We start from the raw sequence: 22,074 nt of genomic DNA, 5'->3' as shown, positions 1-22,074 counted from the left end.
AGGCCCGGACTGGAAGGTCCGGGCCTTTCTCATTATGTAACGGGTTCAAACTGCAGCCTCGTCAGGAACTTTGCCCCATGCCCACTCTCGACGCCATTGGCGACCTTTCCCTCGCAGAGGCCCAGCGCACCACGCAGGAGGTGCTGGCCAAGGCGGATGATGGCGAGTTGTTCATCGAGAAGCGCCAGAGCGAAAGCCTGGTCTTTGATGACGGCAAGCTGAAGTCCGCCGCCAGCGACGACGGCCAGGGCTTCGGCCTCAGGGCCGTGAGCGGAGAAACAGCGGCCTACGCCCATTCCTCCGACCTTTCGCCTGCGGCGCTGCGCCGGGCCGGCGAGACGGTGGAAACAATCCTGCGCCATGGCCGCAGCCGCAATGTGAGTGCGGCTCCCCAGCGCAGCAACCGCAAGCTCTATGGCGATTTCAATCCGGCGGATGTGCTGGATTTCGCCGACAAGGTTGCGCTGCTGCAGAAGGTCGATGCCTTCACGCGGGGGCTCGATACGCGGGTGCGGCAGGTCTCGGTTTCCATCGGCACGGATTTCCAGGACGTCACCATCGTCAGGCCCGATGGCGAGTTGTTCCGCGACATCCGCCCCCTGCTCCGCTTCAATGTGTCCGTCACCACCGACAACGGCGTGAAGCAGGGCCAGGGCAGCGACGGCTTCGGCGGGCGGGCGCTTCCAGCCTCCTATCTCACGGAAGAGCGCTGGCAGGCATCGGCGCGGGAGGCCTACCGGCAGGCCATGGTGGCGCTGGAGGCAGGCGATGCACCTGCGGGCGAGATGGACGTGCTGCTCGGTCCCGGCTGGCCCGGCATCCTGCTCCATGAGGCGATCGGCCATGGACTTGAAGGCGACTTCAACCGCAAGGGCACTTCCGCCTTCGCCGGCCTGATGGGCCAGAAGATTGCCGCCGATGACGTGACCGTCGTCGATGACGGGACGCTGCCAGACCGGCGCGGTTCCATCACCATCGACGACGAGGGAACGCCGTCGCATTGCACGACACTGATCGAGAATGGCGTGCTCGTCGGCTACATGCAGGACCGCATGAATGCGCGGCTGATGGGTGTAGCGCCCACCGGCAACGGTCGCCGCCAGTCCTATGCCCATGCGCCGATGCCGCGCATGACCAACACATACATGCTGAACGGCAAACGCACGCCGGAGGAAATCCTGGCCTCGATGAAGACAGGCCTGTTTGCCAAGTCCTTTGGCGGCGGACAGGTGGATATCACCTCTGGCAAGTTTGTCTTCACCGTGACGGAAGCCTACATGATCGAGGATGGCAAGCTGACGCGTCCGGTGCGCGGCGCCATCCTGATCGGTGCGGGGGCCGAAGCGCTGAAGAAGATCTCCATGGTGGGCAACGACCTCGCACTCGACAAGGGCATCGGCACCTGCGGCAAGAACGGCCAGGGTGTTCCCGTGGGCGTGGGACAGCCGACACTGCGCATCAACGGCCTCACCGTCGGCGGCACAAAGGCGGCATAGGCACGTGACTGCAGCACGCCCTTCCTTCGTCATCTTCGACATGGATGACGTGCTCTGCCACTACGACCTTGGGCGGCGGCTGCGGTTTCTTGCGGCGCTGGCCAACACCACGGCGCGCGACGTGCGCGCCGCCCTGTGGGATTCAGGCTTCGAGGAAGCCGCGGATGCGGGCGACTATCCGGATCCGGCGGGGTACCTGCAGGAGTTCGGGGCGCGGCTCGGTTATCCGATCAGCGAAACGGAATGGGTGGATGCCCGCCGCCACGCCATGACCGCCAACAGCGAAGTGCTGGTTGTCGCAGCGCTGCTCAAGGCGCAAGCCGACGTGGCGATCTACACCAACAACGGGCCCATCGTGAAAAACAACCTGCACCGCCTGCTGCCGGAAGCGGCCCTGATCTTTCCCAACCGCTTCTGCTCCTATGAATTCGGCACCAAGAAACCGGACCCCAAGAGCTTCGTGAAGCTGGTGGAGTCGCTGGGCCGCCAGGCGGCGGAGTGCTGGTTCATCGACGACAAGAAATCCAATGTGGAGGGCGCGCGCATCGCGGGCCTCACCGCGCATCACTATCGCAACCCCGCCCTGCTGGTGGACGAGGGGCGCCGCTTGGGGTTTGAGCTGTGAGTGACACGACCGCAAAGCCTTCGGGCCGGGGCGCCATCTTCCTCACGGGATCCGTCATGCGCCATGTCGTGATCATGACGATGACTGGTGCCGTCGGTCTCATGACCATGTTCGGCGCCGACCTTGCCGACCTCTACTACCTCAGCCTTCTCAACGACACGAACGTGACGGCAGCCATCGGCTTTGCGGGCATCCTCTCCTTTGCCAATCTCTCCATGAGCCTTGGTATCGGCATTGCAGCAGCAGCGCTCGTGGCGCGCAATATTGGTGCGGGCGATCCCGTACGGGCCAAAGAGTTCGCCACCAGTTCCGTCACCTTCACGCTGGTTGTCTCGGGCGCCTACACGCTGCTGGCAGCGATCTTCGCCGATCCGCTGATGCGGTTCCTCGGCGCGGAGGGCGAGGCGCTGCGGCTGGCAACGTCCTATATCCGCATCCTCACGCCCGGCTTCATCATGCTGGCGACGGCGGTGTGCTGCTCCTTCGCCCTGCGCGGCATCGGCAGTCCGACACGGGCGATGTTCGTGACGCTGGGTTCCGCAGCGGCGACCCTCGTCATCGATCCGATCATGATCTTCCATTTCGGCTGGGGCATCCAGGGTGCGGCGGTGGCGCACGTCTGCGCCAACACCTGCGCGCTGGCCTTCGGCATTCACGGCCTCGCGGTGCATCACCGCTTCCTCAATCACATCTCGCTCAAGGGCCTGCGGCGGGATTTCAGGACAATCTGGTCGATTGCGCTTCCGGCGATGCTCACGCAACTGGCGACCCCCTTCACGGTGGCCTACACGACCTATGCGGTGGCGCCCTTCGGCACCGAGGCCGTTTCTGCCTCCGCCATCATCGGACGCATCGTGCCGGTGGCGTTCGGCATCATCTTCTCGCTCTCGGGTGCGGTTGGTCCCATCATCGGGCAGAATTTCGGCGCGCGTGATTTTGGCCGCGTGCGCCAGACACTGTGGGACGGATTGAAGTTCGCGGCTGTCTACACGCTCATCACATCGGCGCTCCTGTTTGCCTTCCGCGAACATGTGGCCGCGGCCTTCCACCTCAATGGTGAAGCGCGCACCATCGTGATCTTCTTCTGCTCGTGGATCGGCATCACCTGGGCTTTCGCGGGCGCGCAGTTTGTTGCCAACGCGGCGTTCAACAACCTCGGGCGCCCTGCTCTTTCAACCTGGTTCAACTGGGGCAAGGCGACGCTCGGCACCATTCCCTTCGCCATCGTCGGCAGCAGGCTTGCGGCGGTGGAAGGCATGATGGCGGCAATTGGCGTGGGTTCCATCGTTTTTGGCATTGCGTCCGTATGGGTGGCCGCTAGGATTGTGAACAGACTGGAATCCGGAACCTCCCACGCCCATGGCCATCACTGATATTCTCGCCGCCGCGCAGGGCGGCCGCTACTACGCCAATGCCGCACAGGCCTGCGGCCTCTCCGAAGTCGAAGCACACCGCGCCATCGCCTCCTTCGCGCCCGAGATTGCGTCGAAGCTGAAGGCGAAGGCCGCCGCCGATGCCGAGGCCTTCGAGGCGCTGCTCGATCTGCTGGAGGAAGGTGGCGACAGCTCCGACCTCAACGATGCGGATGCCATGACGGGCAGCGAGGCGCAGGCCGATGGCACGGCGATCCTGGATGAAATCTACGGGTCGAAAAGCGCTGCCATGTCGGCACTGGGCGCGGAAGGTGCTGGCCAGCAGAAAGCGGCGGCCCTTTCGGCCACTGCCGTGATGGCGACGCTGGCCGCGAGCAATGCGGTGCAGTTGTCAGGCACGCCGCAACAGGCAGCCGATTCCGTCGGCGGTGGCGGGCTCATCTCTGTCATCATCGCGGCACTGCTCAAGGGTCTCATGCAGGGCGCGCAACGTCAGCTTGCGCCGAAGCGGCGGCGGCGGCGCTACACCTATTCGACGCGGCGGCGCACCACCACGCGGCGGCGCAAGCGCACGCCGGGACTCGACGACATTTTCAAGGACATTCTGACCGGGAGAAAATGACCATGGATATTTCCGCCATCGGCCGCCAGTTCGGCCTCAATGATGAACAGACGCGGGCGGCGCTTGATGCGCTCGTGCCCGTCGTCGCTGCAGGGGTGCGCAAGCAGGCGCAATCGCCGGAAGGCTTGCAGGACATGCTGCGCTCGGTGCTGACCGGCGGCTTCGGTGCGGCCCTTGACGATCCGGGTTCCGTCTCGTTCGATGCAGCCAAGGGCCGCGGCGATGATGTGCTGGGCCAGATCTTCGGCAACAAGGACACGAGCCGCGAGGTGGCACAGCAACTGTCGCTCAACTCCGGCATCGGTGCTGCGGTGCTGAAAAAGTTGTTGCCCATCGTTGCCACCATCGTCATGGGCCAGATGGCCAAGAAGATCGGCGGGGGCAGTGGCGGCGGCCTGGGTGACATTCTCGGCGGCATCCTGGGGGGCGGATCGGCATCCGGGCCTGCGCCTTCGAGCAAGTCCGGCGGCGGCATCGGCGACATCCTGAAGGATGTGCTGGGCGGTGGCGCCTCGGCGGAGCCTGCGCCCGCCCCTGCCCCGCAGCCGCGCGGGGCCGCTCCTTCGGGCGGATCGCTGGAGGACATTCTCAATGACATTCTCGCGGGCGGGCAGAATGGCCGCGTGATCGTGAAGCAAATGCCCCCCGGCCAGATGGGCGACATCCTCAAGGACATCCTGGGTGGTGGCGCAGGCGGAGGCGGGGCAGCCCCCGCCCCCAGCGTTGAACGGGGCCGCAAGACGCTGGACGACATGCTCGGCAAGGGCACCAAATCCGGTGACGCCGGTGACGACCTGCTCAACTCCGTGGAAGACGCGATCCGCCGCCGGCGGTAGGGCTCACTCGTGCCGCAACGCCTCGATGGGATCGAGGCGGGCGGCGCTGCGGGCGGGGAAGAAGCCGAACACCACGCCGATGACTGCCGAGAAGACCACGGCCACGGCGGCCATGGTGACATTGAAGCCCATGGGAATGCCAAGCAGGAGCGCCCCCAGCGCCGCCAGCCCATAACCCAGCGCTAGCCCGATCAATCCGCCGATGAGGCAGAGCACGATCGCCTCCACAAGGAATTGCAGCAGCACCTGGTTGGCGCGCGCGCCGATGGCGAGGCGAATGCCGATTTCGCGGGTGCGTTCCGCCACCGACACCAGCATGATGTTCATGATGCCGATGCCGCCGACGAGCAGGCTGACAGCGGCCACAGCGCCCAGCAAGCCCGTCATCACGGAGGTGGTGGACGACATGGCGGCGGCGATCTGGGTCATGTCGCGCACGGTGAAATCGTCTTCCTCGCCCGGATCAATGCGGCGTGTTTCACGCAGGATTTCCGCCATGGCGGATTGCAGCGCGGGCAAGACCTCCTGATTGATGCCGGAGACGGCGATGGTCGCGATCCGGGTCGAACCTGCGATGCGGCGCTGATAGGTGCGGAGCGGCATGACCACCGTATTGTCCTGGTCGGTGCCGAAAGCGGACTGACCCTTGGCGGCGAGCGTGCCCGTCACCTCGCAGGGCATGGCGCCAACGCGAATGATACCGCCCAGCGGGTTTTCGCCCTGGAAGAGTTCGCGCACCAGCGTGGCGCCGATCACGCACACGGCGGTGCCGCTGCGCGCATCCGACTCGCTGAACGTGCCACCGGAGGTGAAGGCCCAGTCCTGCGTATCGAAGAAACTCGGCTCGGTGCCGGTGACTTGCGTGTCCTGGCTTGCCGTGCCGTAGATCACCTTGACCTGCTTGCTGGAGGACGCCGCCATGGCGCGGACACCGGTGAGGCCGTTGCGGAGCGCTTCCACATCGCGCTCGGAAAAACTACGGGATTCGCCGCCCGTGGGCGGACCTGGCGTGGGGGCGCCGGGGCGGGCGATCAGCATGTTGCTGCCAAGCTTTGACAATTCCGATGTCATCTTGCTCTGGGCGCCCTCGCCGATGGTGACGAGTGCGATCACCGCCGCCACGCCGATCACGATGCCGAGCAGCGTGAGGATGGAGCGCAGCACGTTGCGCCGGATGGTGCGGAGCGCGAGCTTGACGGATTCCCAGATCATGCCGCCACCTTCACATCGCTCTTGATCCGGCCATCGGCGAACACGACCTTGCGCCCGGCATAGGCGGCAATGTCGTTTTCATGCGTGACCATGATCACCGTGATGCCGCGCGCCGTGTTGAGGTCGGTCACGAGCTTCATCAATTCGTGGCTGCGGGCGGAGTCGAGGTTGCCCGTGGGTTCGTCCGCCAGCAACACCAGCGGATCGGTCACGATGGCGCGGGCAATGGCTACGCGCTGTTGCTGGCCACCGGAGAGTTCGCCCGGCGTGTGGCTTTCGCGGCCTTCGAGGCCAACGGCCTTGAGGGCATCGGCGGCGCGGCGCTCGCGTTCGGCGCGCTTCATGCCGCGATAGACCAGTGGCAGTTCCACGTTCTCCAGTGCTGTCGTTCGCGGCAAGAGATTGAAGCCCTGGAAGACGAAGCCGAGATAGTTGCGGCGAAGCAGAGCGCGGCCGTCGTTGTCGAGGCGCGTCACGTCCACGCCGCTGAACTCGTAGCTCCCTGCTGTCGGGCGGTCGAGGCAGCCGATGATGTTCATGCAGGTGGACTTGCCGGAGCCGGACGCCCCCATGATGGCGATGAATTCACCCGGCGCGATGTCAAGATCAACGCCATCCAGCGCATGCACGCGGGCCGCGCCCTGACCATAGAAGCGGCGCAGGCCCCGGAGCGAGATGAGCGGCGGCCTCTCGCGCGGGTCAAAGCTGTTCATCGCGACGATGCCCCGGCGGCACTGTGCTGCCCGGTAATGACGGCATCGCCTTCCTTCAGATTGCCCGAGAGCACCACGGTGTTCCGGCCATCACTGGCACCCACCTTGACGGAGACCTGCTCGGCCTTGCCGGCGCGGAGGACATAAAGTTCACGCTCGCCATCGGGCGCCGTGCCCCGCTTGCCACGATCGCGCGGGAAGCGCGGCATGAAGATGCTGGTGATGGAAAAGCCGCGGGATTCCTCGGCCACCGGCGGCTGATAGCGCAGCGCCTCGTTGGGCACGGTGAGGGCCTGCTTGTATTCCTCGGTGACGATGCGGGCCGTCGCGGTCATGCCCGGACGCAAGGCCAGATCTTCGTTGGGTGCGGAGAGGATCGCCTTGTAGGTGACGACGCCATCCACCGTTTCGGGGGCATAGGAGAGGCGTTCAATGGCGGCGGGAAAGGCGCGGCCCCGATAGGCATCGACGCTGAAGGTGGCCTTCTGGCCCGTCTTCACCGCGCCCATGTCGGCCTCGTCGACGGCGGCTTCAAGCTGCACGCGCGACAAGTCCTGCGCGATGGTGAACAATATGGGGGCCTGTAGCGATGAGGCGACGGTCTGGCCGGGCTCGACGGCGCGCTTCAGCACGATGCCGTCGATGGGCGACAGGATGGACGCGCGCTTGAGATCGGATTCGATGATGGCGCGGTCGGCGCGGGCCGAAGCCACATCAGCTTCCGCCGAGGCGATTGCCGCCTGTCCGCGGGTGACGGCGGAAAGTGCCGTGTCGTAGTCCTGCTGGGTGGAAAGCCCGCGCTTGCGCAACGAGGCCTGGCGCTCCGCCAAAGTCTGGCGTTCGGCAAGGGTTGCCTTCGCTTCGTCGCGGCGGCCTTCCGCTGCCGCCACTTGCGCATCGACCTTCGCCTTTTGCGCCTGCAGGCGGTCGGTATCGAGGGTGGCCAGCACGTCGCCCGCCTTCACGGCGCTATTGTCATCGACGGCGACGGTGCGGACCACGCCGGAGAGTTCGCTGCTGACATCCACCTGGGTGATGGGCTGGATTGTGCCCGTGGCAGACACCGTCACCGTGAGGTCTGCGGTTCTTGCCTCCACCGTATCGTAGACCACGGCAGCGTTGGAGGCCGTCATGGTGCGATAGCCATACACCGCTCCAACCATGATCGCCGCGACGGCGAACAGCCAGACAACACGGCGCAGCCACTTGCGCCCCTTGCGGGCCGCAGTGAGATCAAGCGCTTCCTCGATGTCGGCGCGACTGGGTTGTGTCATCACGTTCATGGGTCAACCGTATATAGGTACGGAAGACGGTCGGCGGGGGGTTATTCCGTCGCATCAGGTGAAAATATAGTAAGCTGGCACGGCCCCGTACAGGAGCATGGACAGCAGCAGCGCCGCCCGCACCCGGCCATTTCCGAAGCGCCGGAAAACCAGCAGCGCCAGTGCCAGACCCAGGGCTGCCTCGAACAGAGCAAAGGCATGTCCGTGATGGGCGCCATCCCAATAGGATACGGGCGACATGAACTTCCAGCGGCTCACCGGCCAGAAGCTCATGTGGGCATCTTCACGGTGGGTGAGGAAATCGATCAGCGTGTGGATGAATCCCGAGAGGGCGAAGACGAAGATGGCCGACCAGCGGTCGATGGCCTCCGCCGTCTCGGCGAGGCGTTCGCGCCGCCAGACGGCGAGCAGCAGAAGGCCGCCCCAGAGCCAGACATTGTGAGCGATGGCATTGGCCCGCTGCCACCATTCCTGCCAGTAGAGGATGCCATAAATGATCGGGTCCGGGATGGCGGCGAGCTTCAGCACCAGCAGGGTGAGCAGCATGGGCACATCGGGGAGAATTCCTCCCAGCGCGCCAGCCAATGCGTTCCGCGGTTTGCGGCCGCCCAAGGCCGCGCCCATGATCACGTGAGTCTGCGTATACATGCGGAAAGGTTATGAGCAATCCGCGGCGGCTGCAATTGCAGGCGGCGGCGGCCCGCGATAGGCTTTGCCCCAAAGGGGAACCTGCATGTCCGACGTTGTCTACAAGTCCGCGCTTGAGCTTGGCCGCATGCTCAAGAAGAAAAAGCTGTCGGCGGTGGAATTGCTGGGCGAATGCCTGACGCAATACGCCCGCCACAACGAGAAGGTCAACGCGGTGATCCTCACCGATCTGGCGCGGGCGCGGAGCGCCGCACGGGCGGCCGACAAGCGGATTGCGGCAGGCGAAACTGTCTCACCCTTCGATGGCGTTCCCATGACGGCGAAGGAGAGCTTCGACTGGGAGGGGCATCCCTCGACGTGGGGTGATCCGGAACTCGTCAACAACGTGCCGAAAACCAATGCGGTGGCCCTGCAGCGGATGCTGGATGCGGGGGCTGTCATGTATGGCAAGACCAACGTGCCGCTGGGGCTGGCGGACTGGCAGAGTTTCAATGCGGTCTACGGCACCACCAACAATCCATGGGACGTGACGCGCACGCCCGGCGGTTCGTCGGGCGGGTCTGCGGCGGCGCTTGCCACCGGCATGACGGCGCTGGAAATCGGTTCCGACATCGGTGCCTCCATCCGCAATCCCGCGCATTACTGCGGCGTCTACGGCCACAAGCCGACCTATGGCGTGGTGCCCTATCGCGGCCATCTGATGCCGGGCAGCGTATCGATCAGCGACATCACGGTGGCCGGCCCCTTGGCACGCTCGGCGAAAGATCTCACCGCCATGATGGCATTGCTGGCGGGCACGGAGGGGCTGGAGGCGCGTGGCTTGCAAGTGAAATTGCCCAAACCGCGGTTCACGGCGTTGAAGGAGTTGCGCGTGGCGGTGAAGCTCAGCAGCCGCGCAAGCGATGTGGACCAGTCCTACCAGAACCGCCTGATCGCGCTGGGTGAGTTCCTGAAGAAGAAAGTGAAGAAGCTCTCATACGAAGCTGCCCCTGCCTTCAGCGACCAGGAGGCTTACGAGAACTACATCACCCTGCTGCGCGCCACGGCGACCAAGCGCATGAGTGATGCGGAAATCACTGCGGCGGTGGAGAAGGCGCGTGGCTTCGATGCGGCCGATACCTCCTATGTTCCGCTGATGACGCGGGCCTTCGCGCTGTCACACGGCGGTTGGCTGCGCGCCAACGAACGGCGTCACCAGATGGCGTTGCTGTGGGATGCCTTCTTCGATGACTGGGATGTGCTGCTGTGTCCCGCCGCGGCCTCTGCCGCATGGCCGCATGACCATGTGGGCGAGCGTCATGAGCGGGTCATTCCCGTCAACGGCAAGATGGTCTCGACCATTGATCAGCGTTTCTGGGCCGGATATTCCTGCAACTTCTTCCTCCCCTCGACCATCGCACCCATCGGCCTTATTCCTGCGGGCCTTCCCGTGGGCGTGCAGATCATCACGCGCGCCTACAATGATCTGTCGTCCCTCAAGGTGGCGGAGTGGATCGAAGAGGAGTTCGGCGGTTTTACCCCGCCTCCGGGATATTGACGAAGCAGCACGTTATGTCACACCCGGCCCGGTAATTTCGCGGATGAGTTTTCTTTGCATGGCGGCGCCGAAGTCGTCGTAGCTGTCGGCCTTGATGACGAAGTTGGAAGGGCCGCCCGCCACCTGGCGTTCGAGATAAACATCCAGCGTCGGCCATTCATTGGCGATGGCGAGGCCGTTGATGGTGATGCCGCGGGCGACGACTTCGTCGCGGGCACGGTAAGCGGGGCGGCCCATGTTGTTGCGGCCGTCCGTGGACAGATCAATCACCCGGCGCGTGGCCGGAGGGGCCAGCACCATCAGCGCCCCGCCATAGAGCAAGGCGGCGGAAATGGCCGTGCCCCCTTGCTCGGCCGAACGCGGCGCGGATGCGAGGTGGATGCCGAGGCGCTGTGCATCCGCAGCCGTTGCGATGACGGTCCAGGGCTGGATCACCACCTGGGTCTCAAGGTCCGACCAGAGAAAAACGCTGAGGGCGATCCGTTGCAGCGGACCCTTCTGGATTGCTTCCCAGATCTCCGCACTGGCAACCGCGTCACCCATGCCTTGCATCTGCAGGCGGAATTCGCGAGCGTCCACGCTGTAGGAACAATCAATGGCCAGCACCAAGGCAAGGTCAACGGCCGCTGCATCCGCCCATGCAGAGGGTGCAGCCAGCGCCGCCAGCAATCCCGCCCCGAACACACGCCGTGTGGGCCGGGCCGCGAACACGGCTAATGGGAGGCGAACTCGGCGTAATCGAGGGCGCGGCAATCGGCGGCTTTCCATCCCACATGAACGGTCTTGCCTTCGTCCACACCACCCGTATTGGCCTTGTTCGGCACCTTGACGATGAAGTCATCATGACCCGCCACTTCCAGACGGGCGCGAATGTGGTCTCCGAGATAGATCAGTTCGGCAATGCGGCCCTTGAGCAGGCCATCGACCGCCGACGATCCCGGATTGATCTCGACCCGCTCGGGGCGGACGGACAGGAGCGTGCGGTCGCCCTTCTTCACGTTGACGGCGAGCGCCTTCACCACTTCGCCGTTGTCGAGTTTCACATGTGAGGTTCCATCGGCGCCGATCTCGGCAACGGTGCCCTTCAACTTGTTGTTCTCGCCGATGAACTGCGCCACGAAGGAATTCTGCGGCCGCTCATAAAGCTCGGCGGGCGTGGAGAGCTGCTGCACGATGCCATCGTTGAAAACCGCGATGCGGTTCGACATGGTGAGCGCTTCCGACTGGTCGTGGGTGACGTAAACGACGGTGACACCCAGGCGATCATGGATGTGCTTGATCTCGTATTGCATCTGCTCGCGCAATTGCTTGTCGAGGGCGCCGAGTGGCTCGTCCATCAGCACGAGATCGGGTTCGAACACCAGCGCGCGGGCGACGGCGATGCGCTGCTGCTGGCCGCCGGACAACTGGCCGGGACGGCGGTTCGCCATCTGCGGCAGCTGCACCATGTCCAGCACCTTCTTCACCCGCGCCTCGCGCTCGGGCTTGGGGATATTGCGCACTTCAAGGGGGAAAGCGAGGTTCTCCGCCACCGTCATGTGCGGGAAAAGCGCGTAGTTCTGGAACACCATGCCGATGCCGCGCTTGTGCGGCGGCACGTTGTTGATGGGCTTGTCCTTCAGGTAGATCTCGCCATGGGTGGCGGGCTCGAAGCCCGCCAGCATCATGAGCGTCGTCGTCTTGCCGGACCCCGAGGGCCCGAGCATCGTCAGGAATTCGCCGTGGGCGATGTCGAGGTTGAGGTTTTTGACCACCAGCGTTTCGCCATCGTAGCTTTTCTGCACGTTGACGAAACGAACCATGGCTTCAGAATGTGACACGACGAACGACCCCTGCGTTTCCTGTTTGGAAAGAGCATAGCAAGCACGGCGCAGAAGGAAAGCCCCCGCGCCTGCCGGTTACTTGCGCTTGCCTGCCTTCTTCTTGGCCACCTTCTTCTTGGCCACCTTCTTTTTGGCTGCCTTCTTGGCGCCAATGATGAGGTGTTCGGGGCCGTAGGGGAAGCCGGTGATGTTGCGGTTGCCTTTTTCGGTGATCACGAGAATGTCGTGCTCGCGGTAGCCTCCGGCCCCCTTCTGGCCTTCGGGGATCATGATCATGGGCTCCATGGAGACCACCATGCCTGGCTGGAGAACGGTATCGCAATCCTCGCGCAGTTCCAGACCGCCTTCGCGGCCATAGTAATGGCAGAGCACGCCGAAGGAATGGCCGTAGCCGAAGGTGCGATACTTGAGGAGGTCATGCTCGGCATAGATCGCATTCAGTTCCTTGGCGATGTCGGAGCACTTCTTGCCGGGCACCAGCAGCTTCTTGCCCTCGTCGTGGACGTGGCAGTTCACTTCCCACAGATGAATGTGCTCCTTTGAGGTGGTCTCGGCGAAGAGCGTGCGTTCCAGCGCCACGTAGTAGCCCGCGACCATGGGGAAGCAGTTGAGCGAGAGGATGTCGCCGCGCTTGATCTTGCGCGAGGTCACGGGGTTGTGGGCGCCATCGGTGTTGACGCCGGACTGGAACCAGGTCCAGGTGTCCATGAGTTCGGCATGGGGCCAGACGCGGGCAATTTCACGCACCATGGTGGCGGTGGAGTGCAGCGCCACTTCGTGTTCGGGGGCACCCACTTCGATTGCTTCCACGCAGGCCGCACCGCCCATGTCGGCGATGCGCGTCATCTTGGCGATGTGCTTGATCTCCTCGTCCGACTTGATCCAGCGCAGGCGCTGCGAGGGGGCGGCGCAATCCACCAGTTCAACTCCCGGGAACGCATCTTCCAGCATCTTGCGGAAGTCGATGCTGATGTGGTCGAACTCGATGCCGATGCGCTTGGCGCCCTTCATCAGGTTCTGGACGGCGATGAAGTAATTGTCCTTGGACCAGTCGGTGTAGGTGACGTTGTCGCCGAAGGTGCGGCGGGCGGGCTGGCCACCATCAATCGCGGCGGTGACACTCGTTGCCTTGGTTTGCGTCAGCACCAGGCCGTACTTGCGGCCGAAGTAGCAGTAGAGGAAGTCCGAGAGATAGCAGATGTTGTGATACGAGCTGAACAGGCAGGCATCCACGCTGGCGCGGGCCATCCAGCCGCGCACCGCATCCTGGCGACGCTGCATCTCGGCTGCGGAAAATGTGGGTTTCGGGCTCTTGCCATTGTGGCGATAATCGACGACGGCGGGGCGATCCAGTGCGGCCATGATGGTGACGTTTCCTTTATGAATTTCCTTTGTGTTTCCGGCAACAAAAGGCTTGTGTCAAAGGAGCTTCCCTCACTAAGATGATGAATGAAACTCATGTCTCAGAAGGGTTTCCATGGCCAAACTTCCGCCCCTCAATGCGTTGCGCTGCTTTGAATCAGCAGCCCGCCACCGCAGTTTTTCCCGCGCCGCAACAGATCTTCACGTCACCCAATCCGCCGTCAGCCATCAGGTGCGGCAGCTGGAAGACTGGTTCGGCGTTCTGCTGTTCGAACGCCAGGGCCGCCAGACCGTGCCCACCGCAAAGGGCGAAATGCTGGCCAATGGTTTGGCCGAGGCTTTTGCCATCATGCAGGAGTCCTGCCGGCAGGTGAAAGCCTCGCAGGCCGGAGCAACGCTCACCATCGCCGTGCTGCCGTCCATCGCGACGATCTGGCTGATCCCCAAGCTCAATGTGTTCTTCCGGGATCACCCGGAGGTTCCGGTGAAGGTGGTCTACCTGCTGGCGGGGCAGCCGCTGAATTTCAACGATATCGACATTGCCATCACCTGGGGCAAGGAGGGCGGCGCCGGCGAAGGGCGGGCCTCGCGATTCCTGGCCGGCGACTCGGTGGCGGTGGCCAACCCGGCGTTGATCGCGCGGGAAGGGCCCTTCGACAAATCGCACCAGCTGCTGCATGCGCCGCTCCTCCACGACACCGACCGCCAGGGCTGGCAGCGCTTCATGCGAAAACTTGGCTTCCGCCATGCCAATCCCGAAAGCGGGCCGGTGTTCGAGGACTTCAACCTGCTGCGGGCCGCGGCCTTGGCGGGCCAGGGTCTTGCCCTGTGCCCGCGCTCGCTCATCCACGACGACGTCCTGTCGGGCCGTCTTGTCGTCCTGTTCGAGGGCACGGCCATCAACGAGGATTGGGGCTACTGGCTGGTGGAGCCGCTCAACACCGAGGGCCGCGCCGATGCCATCGCTGCATTCAAGTCATGGCTGATGAAGGAAGCCGCGGCTTGACCCTCCCCATGCGAAGGCCCAAATGACCGCCATGACCGCCTCTGCCCCACTCATCGATCCCTTTGGCCGCCATGTCACCTACCTGCGCGTGTCGGTCACGGACCGCTGCGATTTCCGCTGCACCTACTGCATGGCGGAGGACATGACGTTCCTGCCCAAGCGCGACCTGCTGACGCTGGAGGAACTCGACCGTCTGTGCTCCGAGTTCATCGGATTCGGTGTGCGCAAGATCCGCCTCACCGGCGGCGAACCGTTGGTGCGCAAGGGCATCATGACGCTGGTGAAGAGCCTCTCCCGCCATCTCGGTTCGGGTGCGCTGGAAGAGTTGACGATCACTACCAATGGCAGCCAGTTGGCCAGGCATGCGGCTGAACTGGCGGCATCGGGTGTGAAGCGCATCAATGTCTCCGTCGATACGCTCAACCCCGACAAGTTCCGGGCGATCACGCGCTGGGGCGACTTCGCCAAGGTGATGGAAGGCATTCGCGCCGCGCAGGCGCAGGGCATCGCCGTCAAGATCAACGCCGTGGCGCTCAAGGGTTTCAACGAGCAGGAATTCCCCGAGATGATCCGCTGGGCCCATGGCGAGGGGATGGACCTGACGCTGATCGAGACGATGCCCATGGGTGACATCGACGGCGACCGCACCGACCAGTACCTGCCCATTTCCGTTGTCCGGGCGAAGCTGATGGAGCAGTTCACCCTCGACGACATTCCCTACAAGACGGGTGGCCCTGCCCGCTATGTGTCGGTGCGCGAGACGGGCGGGCGTCTGGGCTTCATCACACCGCTCACCCATAATTTCTGCGAGAGCTGCAACCGCGTGCGCCTCACCTGCACGGGCACGCTCTACATGTGCCTCGGCCAGGACGATGCGGCGGACCTGCGCGCGCCGTTGCGGGCCTCGGAGAGCAATGAGCTTCTGCGCGCCGCCATCGTCGAGGCCATTGCGCGCAAGCCGCTGGGCCACGACTTCGTCATCGACCGCCGCCACAACAAGCCCGCCGTCGCCCGGCACATGAGCCTTACCGGCGGGTGAGCAATCCTCGCTTGCCCGAATCCTGCGGGAATGCTGCACTCGGTCTCCCTTTCTGGGACGGGGGCCATCATGACCAATTTCAAGCTCTATTGCTTTGGCGAGAGCGGTAACGCCTATAAAGCCGCGCTCATGCTGCAAGCCTGCGGCGTGGCGTGGGAGCCGGTGTTCGTCGATTTCTTCAACGGTGAAACGCGCAGCGATGCCTTTCGCCGCGATGTGAACATCATGGGTGAAGTGCCCGTGCTGAAGCATGAGAACCGCACCTACAGCCAGTCCGGTGTCATCCTCGACTACCTCGCCGAGGTCACGCGCAAGTTCGGCGCCAAGAGCGAGGACGAGCGCCGCGAAATCCTGCGCTGGATGCTGTTCGACAATCACAAGCTCACAGCGTCGATTGCCTCGCTCCGCTACCTGCTCACGCTGACGAAGAAGCCGGAAGGTGAAGTCACGGAGTATCTGCGCAAGAGGGCACTGGGGGCGCTCGCCGTGGTCAACGCCCATCTCGCGGACAGGAACTTCATCATGGGCAAGCGCGCGACAATCGCGGATTTTTCGCTGTGCGGATATTTGTACTATGGCGATGAACTGCCGTTCGACCTGGAGCAGCACACCCACGTGATGAACTGGCTCGACCGCATCCGCGCCCTCCCCGGCTGGAAACACCCTTACGACCTGATGCCGCGCAAGGCGTGACGGGCGGGATGGTGTTTGCCGGGTGCGACACGCTTTCTCGCAAAAAAATGGCCGGGACAGTCCCGGCCATTTCAATTCATCATTCGGTGTTGGCGTTATGCCTGCTCCACCGCGTCCAGATATTCGTCGAGATGTTCGAGGTTCTCGAAGCGCATCCAGCCTTCGTCCGTTTCGGCTTCCACCGTGCCATCGGACAGGATGCGGGACTGGCGGCCGCGGATGACCTTGTCTTCGACCACGTAGAGTTCGCCGTCGGCAGGCTCGGCCGCGGGAGTTTCGCCTGAGGCCATGTCTTCAACGGAGTCGGAGCCCGTGAGAGCGTTTTCCAGATCAGTCTTGGCCTGCTCCAGCGCGTCGATCGTATCCTTGACGGCGGGCGTGACAACGTCTTCTGCGGCGCGCGCCGGGGCTGCGGCGGCTTCGGTAACGGTGGTGGCGACAACAGTTGCCGTGGCAACGGCGGGAGCCTCGGCGCCTGCTTCCTGCAATTTGCGGCCAAAACTCGGGAAGCGCATGGGGCGCGCAGGCTGTGCCGTCTCTACCGGCTTTTCTGCTGGTGCTGCCGCTTCCACCACGGCCGGTGCTTCCGGCTCGGCGGCAGGGGCTGCTTCCTCGCTGGCGTATTCGTCAGCGTGGTGGGGGGCATGACCCACGGCGGAAATGACGCCACCCAGGCCAATCGCCAGGATGCCGCCGATAATCAGATTGATGGCCGAGGCCATTTCGATGCCGCGCACCTGCAATTGAGCCTGGTTGACCAGCCCCAGGATGGCAAGCGCAATGCCCGCCGCCAAAAGGATGATCCCCAAAACCTGCATCAACTTCGACATTAAACCCTCCCGACAAACGAGACCGGCAGCGCCGCATCCCATCGTCCCTGACCCGCCGGATACCCTACCAGCAAGGCCAAGGCTTTGAACAGATGTAATGTTCTAGCCGGAAAATGGTTAACAGAGATTCATTCGAAGCTGATCCGGGGGGCCGGCTTCTGCAGGTTTCCGCCTTCAAGCTGCGCCCAGACCTGCCGCGCGATGTCGCGGTAGATGGCGGCGTGCTGGCTTTCGGGGGCCGTGGCCACCACCGGGCGGCCCTCGTCGGAGCGGAGACGCACGTCCATGTCGAGCGGCACCTCACCCAGGAAAGGCACGCCGATGCGCGTGGCTTCCGCCTTCGCGCCACCGTGGCCGAAAATGTCGTGGCGCTCGCCGCACTTGTTGCAGGTGAAGTAGCTCATGTTCTCGACGATGCCGAGAAGCGGCACGTTCACGCGCTTGAACATGCCGATGCCCTTGCGCGCATCAATCAGCGCGAGGTCCTGCGGGGTCGAGACGATAACCGCGCCGGCAAGCGGAGTCTGCTGGGCCAGTGTCAATTGCGCATCGCCCGTGCCCGGCGGCATGTCGATCACCATCACGTCGGCTTCTGACCATTCCACCTCGCGCAGCAATTGCGTGAGGGCGGACATGACCATGGGGCCGCGCCAGATCATCGGCGTGTCCTCATCGACGAGGAAGCCGATGGAGGAGACTTCGACGCCGTAGCGCGACATGGGCTTCATGCGCTTGCCTTCGGCGCTGCTGGCCTCGGGCTTGCCAGTAAGGCCGAAGAGCTTGGGCATGGAGGGACCATAGACGTCTGCATCCAGCACGGCGACCCGCAGCCCCAGGGACTTGAGGCCAAGCGCCAGGTTGATGGCGGTCGTTGACTTGCCAACCCCGCCCTTGCCGGAGGCAACGGCGATGAGGTGCTTGATGCCCGGAACACCAGCCGCCCGGTTTTGCTGCGGGCCACCAGCGGGGGCCGCAGGCTTGCCCGGCTGGCGCTCGGCGGTGAGCACCACGCGTGCTTTCGCCACACCGGGGATGCGGCCCACCGCCTGCTCAACCACCGTTTGCAGTTGCTCCATGGTCTTGAGGCGGGCGGGATCAACCGAGAGCGCGAAGGTGACGACGCCACCTTCAATGACAATGTCGGAGATCAACCCGGCGGAGACAATGTTGCCACGGCCATCCGGGGCGGCGATGCGTTTCAATTCGTCGAGAATGCGGTCTTTGCTGAGGCTTGTCATGATCAGTCCAATGATGATGCGGGGCTCCATGCCACGGGGGGCATGATCCGGCAATTGCCCGTTACGCATGCCTTAACTCAATTTTTACAATCCCGGCAAAGCGGAAATTAGGCTTTGGAGTCTATGCGGTGGATTTGAATCAACCCGTAGCAACAGACATGACCGTCGCCACCAGTTTCACATCAGCACCCACAGGACCGGCCAAGGCCCCCATCGACGATATGGCGTGGCATGGCGAATTCCTCGAGATCTTCCTGCGCAACCAGATGAAGCTGGCGCCGGTGATGCCGCTTCTCGTGCTGTTCATGGCGGCGACCGTGACCCTCTGGGTGCCGTGGACGACGGCTGTTACCTGGGCGCTGGGCGCCATCGGCTGTTCGGCCGTGCAGGTCTATCTGTGCAAGTCCTACTTCTCCCGGCCCCGCAACGTGCCGGAACAGCGCGACTGGATCGGCATGATCGCCGCCTCGGAACTGTTCCAGGGCATGTTCTGGGTTATGCCGCTGTTCTTCTTCTGGCCGAATTCGGACAGCTTGCAGAACACCTTCCTCGTTGCGGCCATCATCGCGGTGAGCGTGGTGCGGCTGCTCATCGTTTCCAACTTCATGCCGGTGCTCATCGCGGGCACGGGCGTCATGACCATTGGCGTTGCCGTGCGCTGCGTTGCCGAAGGCAATGCCATCTACCTCTCGCTGGCGGGTCTCATCATCACGCTCGAAGTGTTCTACCTCTTCGTGGCGCGGCAGTTGCAGGATACGCTGCGCGACATGATTATCTTCCGCCAGCAGAAGGACGGGTTGATCCAGGAACTCAAGGCCGAACGTGACCGCGCCGATGTGGAACGCCAGAAGGCCGAGAACGCCAACCGCGCCAAGTCCTCCTTCCTCGCCAACATGAGCCACGAGTTGCGCACGCCCCTGAACGCCATTCTCGGTTTCTCGGAAGTGCTGGAGCGCGAGATGTTCGGTCCGTTGGCAAACCGCGCCTACCGCGACTACGCCGGCGACATCAACACCTCGGGCCGCTACCTGCTCGGCCTCATCAACGACATTCTCGACCTGTCGCGCATCGAAGCGGGGCGCGTGGAGTTGCGTGAAGAGCCAATGGCGCTCGTCACCGCGCTGCAGAACGCCCAGCATCTGCTCGGCATGAAAGCGGCTGAAAAAGACACCTTCGTCGAAATCCAGGTTGAACCCAATGTGCCCAAGGTCATGTGCGACCAGCGTGCCGTGAACCAGGTGGCGATCAACCTTCTCACCAATGCCATCAAGTTCTCGCCGCCCAAGGGCCGTGTGGTCATGTCGGTGAAGCGCACGACTGCAGGTGCAGTGGCCCTCTCCGTCAAGGACAACGGCCCCGGCATTCCGGCGCAGGAAATCGAACACGCCCTGTCCGCCTTCTCGCGCGGCTCCGTTGCCGCCAAGAAGGCGATCGACGGCGCGGGCCTTGGCCTTCCCATCGTCAAGGGATTGATGGAAATGCACGGCGGCAGAATCGAGATCGTCTCGGACGTGGGCCAGGGTACGGAAGTGATCTGCTCCTTCCCGGCAACACGCGTGCTCTCTGGTCCAAGGCAGGACCTCGTGTCCTCGCCCACCATCGCGAGCGAAACGCAGCGCAAGCTGATCAGCCTGACGGGCTGACGCACCGCGCGGTCAGCTGGATTCAGCTGAGCGTCAGCGTTGTGCGCAAATCCCAATTTGTGACGCAACTTTTCACACTCAACCGCTTCGCACTTGAGTGTCCGTTGCGCTAGGCCTTTCCGCTCACCCCGGCACTGGCGAAGGTTGCCATGCTGGCGTGGGTGTTGACGGCGGCCTTCACGATCCCCGCCGCAAGTGCTGCACCCGAGGCTTCGCCGAGGCGCATTTCCAAATCGAGCAGCGGCTTCAGGCCCACCTTGGCCAGAAGGGCGCGATGGGCAGGTTCGGCCGAGACGTGGCCTGCCATGCAATGATCGAGCGCCGACGGATTGGCCTTGTGCAACACGGCGGCGGCGGCCGTTGCCACATAGCCATCGATGAGGACGGGCACGCGCTGCATGCGTGCGCCCAGAATGGCGCCCGCCATGGCGGCGAGTTCGCGCCCGCCAAGCCGGCGCAGCACTTCCAGGGGGTCGCCCAGGTGCGGCTTGTGCAGGAGGGCGGCGCGGCGCACGGCATCAGCCTTGCGCTTCAGGCCTTCGGCATCGACGCCCGTGCCCGGCCCCACCCATTCCTCCGCCGTTCCGCCATGAAGGCCGTGGGCGATGGCGGCGGCGATAGTGGTGTTGCCTATTCCCATTTCGCCCACGCAGAGCAGGTCGCAACCACCGGCAATCGCCTCCATGCCATAGGCCATGGTGGCGGCGCAGTCGGCCTCGTCCAGCGCGGCATCGGCTGTGATGTCGCGGGTGGGATGATCCAGCGCCAGTTCAAACACCTTGAGGCCGAGATCGAAGGTCTTGCAGATCTGGTTCACGGCGGCACCGCCGGCCTGGAAATTGGCGACCATCTGCTTCGTCACCGATTGCGGATAGGCGGCGACGCCTTGCGCCACCACCCCGTGGTTGCCAGCAAACACCGCCACCACCGGGCGTTCGATGCGGGGCACCTCGCGGCCCTGCCAGGCTGCCATCCAGGATGCAATCTCCTCCAGCCGCCCGAGCGAGCCCGGCGGCTTGGTGAGTTCTGCATCGCGCGATTTGACGGCGGCGACCGCACGACTGTCGGCCTGCGGCATTGAGTTGAGCAGATTTCTGATGTCGTCGAAGGGGAGGGCCGTAGTCATTTGGGTGATTTCGTGCTTTTGAGGGTGAGGGACGGATGACGGTTCTTGGCCGTGCCGCACCCGCACGTCAACGGATTCGCCGACACGCCAGACGACATGACCGACGCCCCACCCGAACCGACACCGCCCCGCGGTCGCATCCGGCCCTTTGCGGAGTTGCTCCACAGCCTGAGGTTTCTGACCCGGCTGCCGGTTCCCTTTGCGAACACTATCGATCCGCCGCCGCTCTCCCAGAGCATGCGGCTGTTTCCGTTGGCGGGGGCGCTGATCGGGGCGGCAGGTGGCGCGGCGCTGGCCGGATTGTCCTATGCCGGCCTGCCCTCGCTCGTTTCGGCAACGCTGGCGATGGGCCTTGGCCTCCTTGTGACGGGGGCGTTGCACGAGGATGGCCTCGCCGACACGGCCGACGGCTTCGGCGGTGGCAAGTCGCGCGAACGCCGCCTCGAAATCATGCGCGACAGCCATATCGGCAGTTACGGCGTGCTGGCGCTCATTGCTTCCATGATGTTGCGGGTCGCCTGTTATGAAGACCTGACCGACCTCGGCCCGTTGGCCGTCGTCGCGGTGCTGGCCGCTTGCGCCGCCTTTTCGCGCGCATTGATGGTGGACCTGCTGTGGGCGACACGGCCGGCGCGGAGTGATGGCCTCTCGGTCCACGCCGGCACGCCGGGGCGCAATGGTGCTGCCTTCGCCATCATCACCGCCGCGGCGCTGACCCTTGCGGCGGGCCTGCTGGTGGCGCCGCCCAGCGGATTGCTGGCGCTGGCGGCGGGACTCGCCGTCACAGCCTACATGCGCCGCCTCACCGTGAAGATGATCGGCGGGCAGACCGGCGATGTCTGCGGCGCCGTTCAGGTGTTGAGCGAACTCGCCATGCTGCTGGTGTTCGTGGCAACGAGTGGTTAACCCTGACTCAAAGTCGCAACACTTCATAAACCGTTGACCAAGTGCGCGCGCGATACTGTCGCT

General features: G+C 64.0%; 21 protein-coding genes. 11 read left to right on the top strand and 10 right to left on the bottom strand.

The features are described from left to right. Positions 1 to 77 precede the first annotated feature (77 nt). From tldD to IPM06_10365, 5 genes are read left to right on the top strand one after another with little or no spacing between them, the layout of a single operon-like run. Positions 78 to 1,496, top strand: a complete 1,419-nt coding sequence (tldD, locus tag IPM06_10385; GenBank protein MBK8770824.1) for a metalloprotease TldD — start codon at positions 78 to 80, stop codon at positions 1,494 to 1,496. Between the two features lie 4 nt (positions 1,497 to 1,500). After that, entirely contained in the window at positions 1,501 to 2,121 is a 621-nt protein-coding gene (locus IPM06_10380; GenBank protein MBK8770823.1) for an HAD-IA family hydrolase, read from the top strand. Next, positions 2,118 to 3,494 carry an MATE family efflux transporter gene (locus tag IPM06_10375; GenBank protein ID MBK8770822.1) on the top strand — a complete coding sequence of 459 codons (1,377 nt, stop codon included), beginning with the start codon at positions 2,118 to 2,120 and terminating at the stop codon, positions 3,492 to 3,494. The genes IPM06_10380 and IPM06_10375 overlap by 4 nt, the downstream gene beginning before the upstream one ends. Next, entirely contained in the window at positions 3,481 to 4,116 is a 636-nt protein-coding gene (locus IPM06_10370; GenBank protein ID MBK8770821.1) for a hypothetical protein, read from the top strand. The genes IPM06_10375 and IPM06_10370 overlap by 14 nt, the downstream gene beginning before the upstream one ends. Beyond that, the gene (locus IPM06_10365) at positions 4,113 to 4,952 is read left to right on the top strand and encodes a DUF937 domain-containing protein (GenBank protein MBK8770820.1); all 840 of its coding nucleotides are present in this window, start codon (positions 4,113 to 4,115) and stop codon (positions 4,950 to 4,952) included. The genes IPM06_10370 and IPM06_10365 overlap by 4 nt, the downstream gene beginning before the upstream one ends. A gap of 3 nt (positions 4,953 to 4,955) precedes the next feature. Here the strand turns inward: IPM06_10365 and IPM06_10360 are convergent, their stop codons facing one another. Genes IPM06_10360 through IPM06_10345 form a run of 4 tightly spaced genes read right to left on the bottom strand, consistent with a single transcriptional unit; the run spans position 4,956 to position 8,808 of the window. Further along, positions 4,956 to 6,164, bottom strand: a complete 1,209-nt coding sequence (locus IPM06_10360) for an ABC transporter permease (protein ID MBK8770819.1) — start codon at positions 6,162 to 6,164, stop codon at positions 4,956 to 4,958. Beyond that, the gene (locus IPM06_10355) at positions 6,161 to 6,877 is read right to left on the bottom strand and encodes an ABC transporter ATP-binding protein (GenBank protein MBK8770818.1); all 717 of its coding nucleotides are present in this window, start codon (positions 6,875 to 6,877) and stop codon (positions 6,161 to 6,163) included. The genes IPM06_10360 and IPM06_10355 overlap by 4 nt, the downstream gene beginning before the upstream one ends. Continuing rightward, entirely contained in the window at positions 6,874 to 8,160 is a 1,287-nt protein-coding gene (locus IPM06_10350; protein MBK8770817.1) for an efflux RND transporter periplasmic adaptor subunit, read from the bottom strand. Before IPM06_10350 ends, IPM06_10355 begins: the two co-directional genes overlap by 4 nt. A gap of 54 nt (positions 8,161 to 8,214) precedes the next feature. Beyond that, the gene (locus IPM06_10345) at positions 8,215 to 8,808 is read right to left on the bottom strand and encodes a hypothetical protein (GenBank protein MBK8770816.1); all 594 of its coding nucleotides are present in this window, start codon (positions 8,806 to 8,808) and stop codon (positions 8,215 to 8,217) included. Positions 8,809 to 8,893: 85 nt separating this feature from the next. Here IPM06_10345 and IPM06_10340 point away from each other — a divergent pair, with 85 nt between their 5' ends. Continuing rightward, positions 8,894 to 10,345, top strand: coding sequence for an amidase (locus IPM06_10340; protein MBK8770815.1), 1,452 nt, complete (start codon positions 8,894 to 8,896; stop codon positions 10,343 to 10,345). Between the two features lie 12 nt (positions 10,346 to 10,357). Here the strand turns inward: IPM06_10340 and IPM06_10335 are convergent, their stop codons facing one another. From IPM06_10335 to IPM06_10325, 3 genes are all read right to left on the bottom strand, one after another. Next, positions 10,358 to 11,056, bottom strand: coding sequence for a DUF1194 domain-containing protein (locus IPM06_10335; protein MBK8770814.1), 699 nt, complete (start codon positions 11,054 to 11,056; stop codon positions 10,358 to 10,360). A 2-nt stretch (positions 11,057 to 11,058) separates the two neighbouring features. Further along, positions 11,059 to 12,147, bottom strand: a complete 1,089-nt coding sequence (locus tag IPM06_10330) for an ABC transporter ATP-binding protein (protein ID MBK8770813.1) — start codon at positions 12,145 to 12,147, stop codon at positions 11,059 to 11,061. 96 nt (positions 12,148 to 12,243) lie between these two features. Continuing rightward, complete coding sequence (locus IPM06_10325) at positions 12,244 to 13,530, bottom strand: aminopeptidase P family protein (GenBank protein ID MBK8770812.1); 1,287 nt, start codon at positions 13,528 to 13,530, stop codon at positions 12,244 to 12,246. Between the two features lie 115 nt (positions 13,531 to 13,645). On the opposite strand from IPM06_10325, the gene IPM06_10320 reads away from it, so the two are divergent. The 3 genes from IPM06_10320 to IPM06_10310 all read left to right on the top strand — a co-directional run bounded on the left by IPM06_10320 (position 13,646) and on the right by IPM06_10310 (position 16,268). Then, on the top strand, positions 13,646 to 14,536 hold the full coding sequence (locus tag IPM06_10320; GenBank protein ID MBK8770811.1) for a LysR family transcriptional regulator: 891 nt from the start codon (positions 13,646 to 13,648) through the stop codon (positions 14,534 to 14,536). Positions 14,537 to 14,558: 22 nt separating this feature from the next. After that, on the top strand, positions 14,559 to 15,575 hold the full coding sequence (gene moaA, locus IPM06_10315; GenBank protein ID MBK8770810.1) for a GTP 3',8-cyclase MoaA: 1,017 nt from the start codon (positions 14,559 to 14,561) through the stop codon (positions 15,573 to 15,575). A 69-nt stretch (positions 15,576 to 15,644) separates the two neighbouring features. Continuing rightward, positions 15,645 to 16,268: a glutathione S-transferase family protein gene (locus IPM06_10310; GenBank protein MBK8770809.1), complete on the top strand. Its 624-nt coding sequence runs from the start codon at positions 15,645 to 15,647 to the stop codon at positions 16,266 to 16,268. 95 nt (positions 16,269 to 16,363) lie between these two features. Here the strand turns inward: IPM06_10310 and IPM06_10305 are convergent, their stop codons facing one another. Next, entirely contained in the window at positions 16,364 to 17,098 is a 735-nt protein-coding gene (locus IPM06_10305) for a hypothetical protein (GenBank protein MBK8770808.1), read from the bottom strand. A 128-nt stretch (positions 17,099 to 17,226) separates the two neighbouring features. Further along, a complete protein-coding gene (locus IPM06_10300; GenBank protein MBK8770807.1) occupies positions 17,227 to 18,336 on the bottom strand; it encodes an Mrp/NBP35 family ATP-binding protein in 1,110 nt (369 codons plus the stop codon). 158 nt (positions 18,337 to 18,494) lie between these two features. Between IPM06_10300 and IPM06_10295 the strand changes: the two genes are divergently transcribed. Continuing rightward, a complete protein-coding gene (locus tag IPM06_10295) occupies positions 18,495 to 19,979 on the top strand; it encodes a HAMP domain-containing histidine kinase (protein ID MBK8770806.1) in 1,485 nt (494 codons plus the stop codon). Positions 19,980 to 20,088: 109 nt separating this feature from the next. Here IPM06_10295 and cobT read toward each other — a convergent pair whose 3' ends face one another. Continuing rightward, the gene (gene cobT / locus IPM06_10290) at positions 20,089 to 21,105 is read right to left on the bottom strand and encodes a nicotinate-nucleotide--dimethylbenzimidazole phosphoribosyltransferase (GenBank protein MBK8770805.1); all 1,017 of its coding nucleotides are present in this window, start codon (positions 21,103 to 21,105) and stop codon (positions 20,089 to 20,091) included. 45 nt (positions 21,106 to 21,150) lie between these two features. On the opposite strand from cobT, the gene cobS reads away from it, so the two are divergent. Further along, a complete protein-coding gene (gene cobS, locus IPM06_10285) occupies positions 21,151 to 22,011 on the top strand; it encodes an adenosylcobinamide-GDP ribazoletransferase (protein ID MBK8770804.1) in 861 nt (286 codons plus the stop codon). Positions 22,012 to 22,074: the final 63 nt, after the last annotated feature.

This window comes from Hyphomicrobiales bacterium, from assembly GCA_016710435.1.
In the GTDB taxonomy this organism is placed as follows: Bacteria; Pseudomonadota; Alphaproteobacteria; order Rhizobiales; family Aestuariivirgaceae; genus Aestuariivirga.
This window is presented reverse-complemented; position numbering and strand designations above follow the sequence as displayed.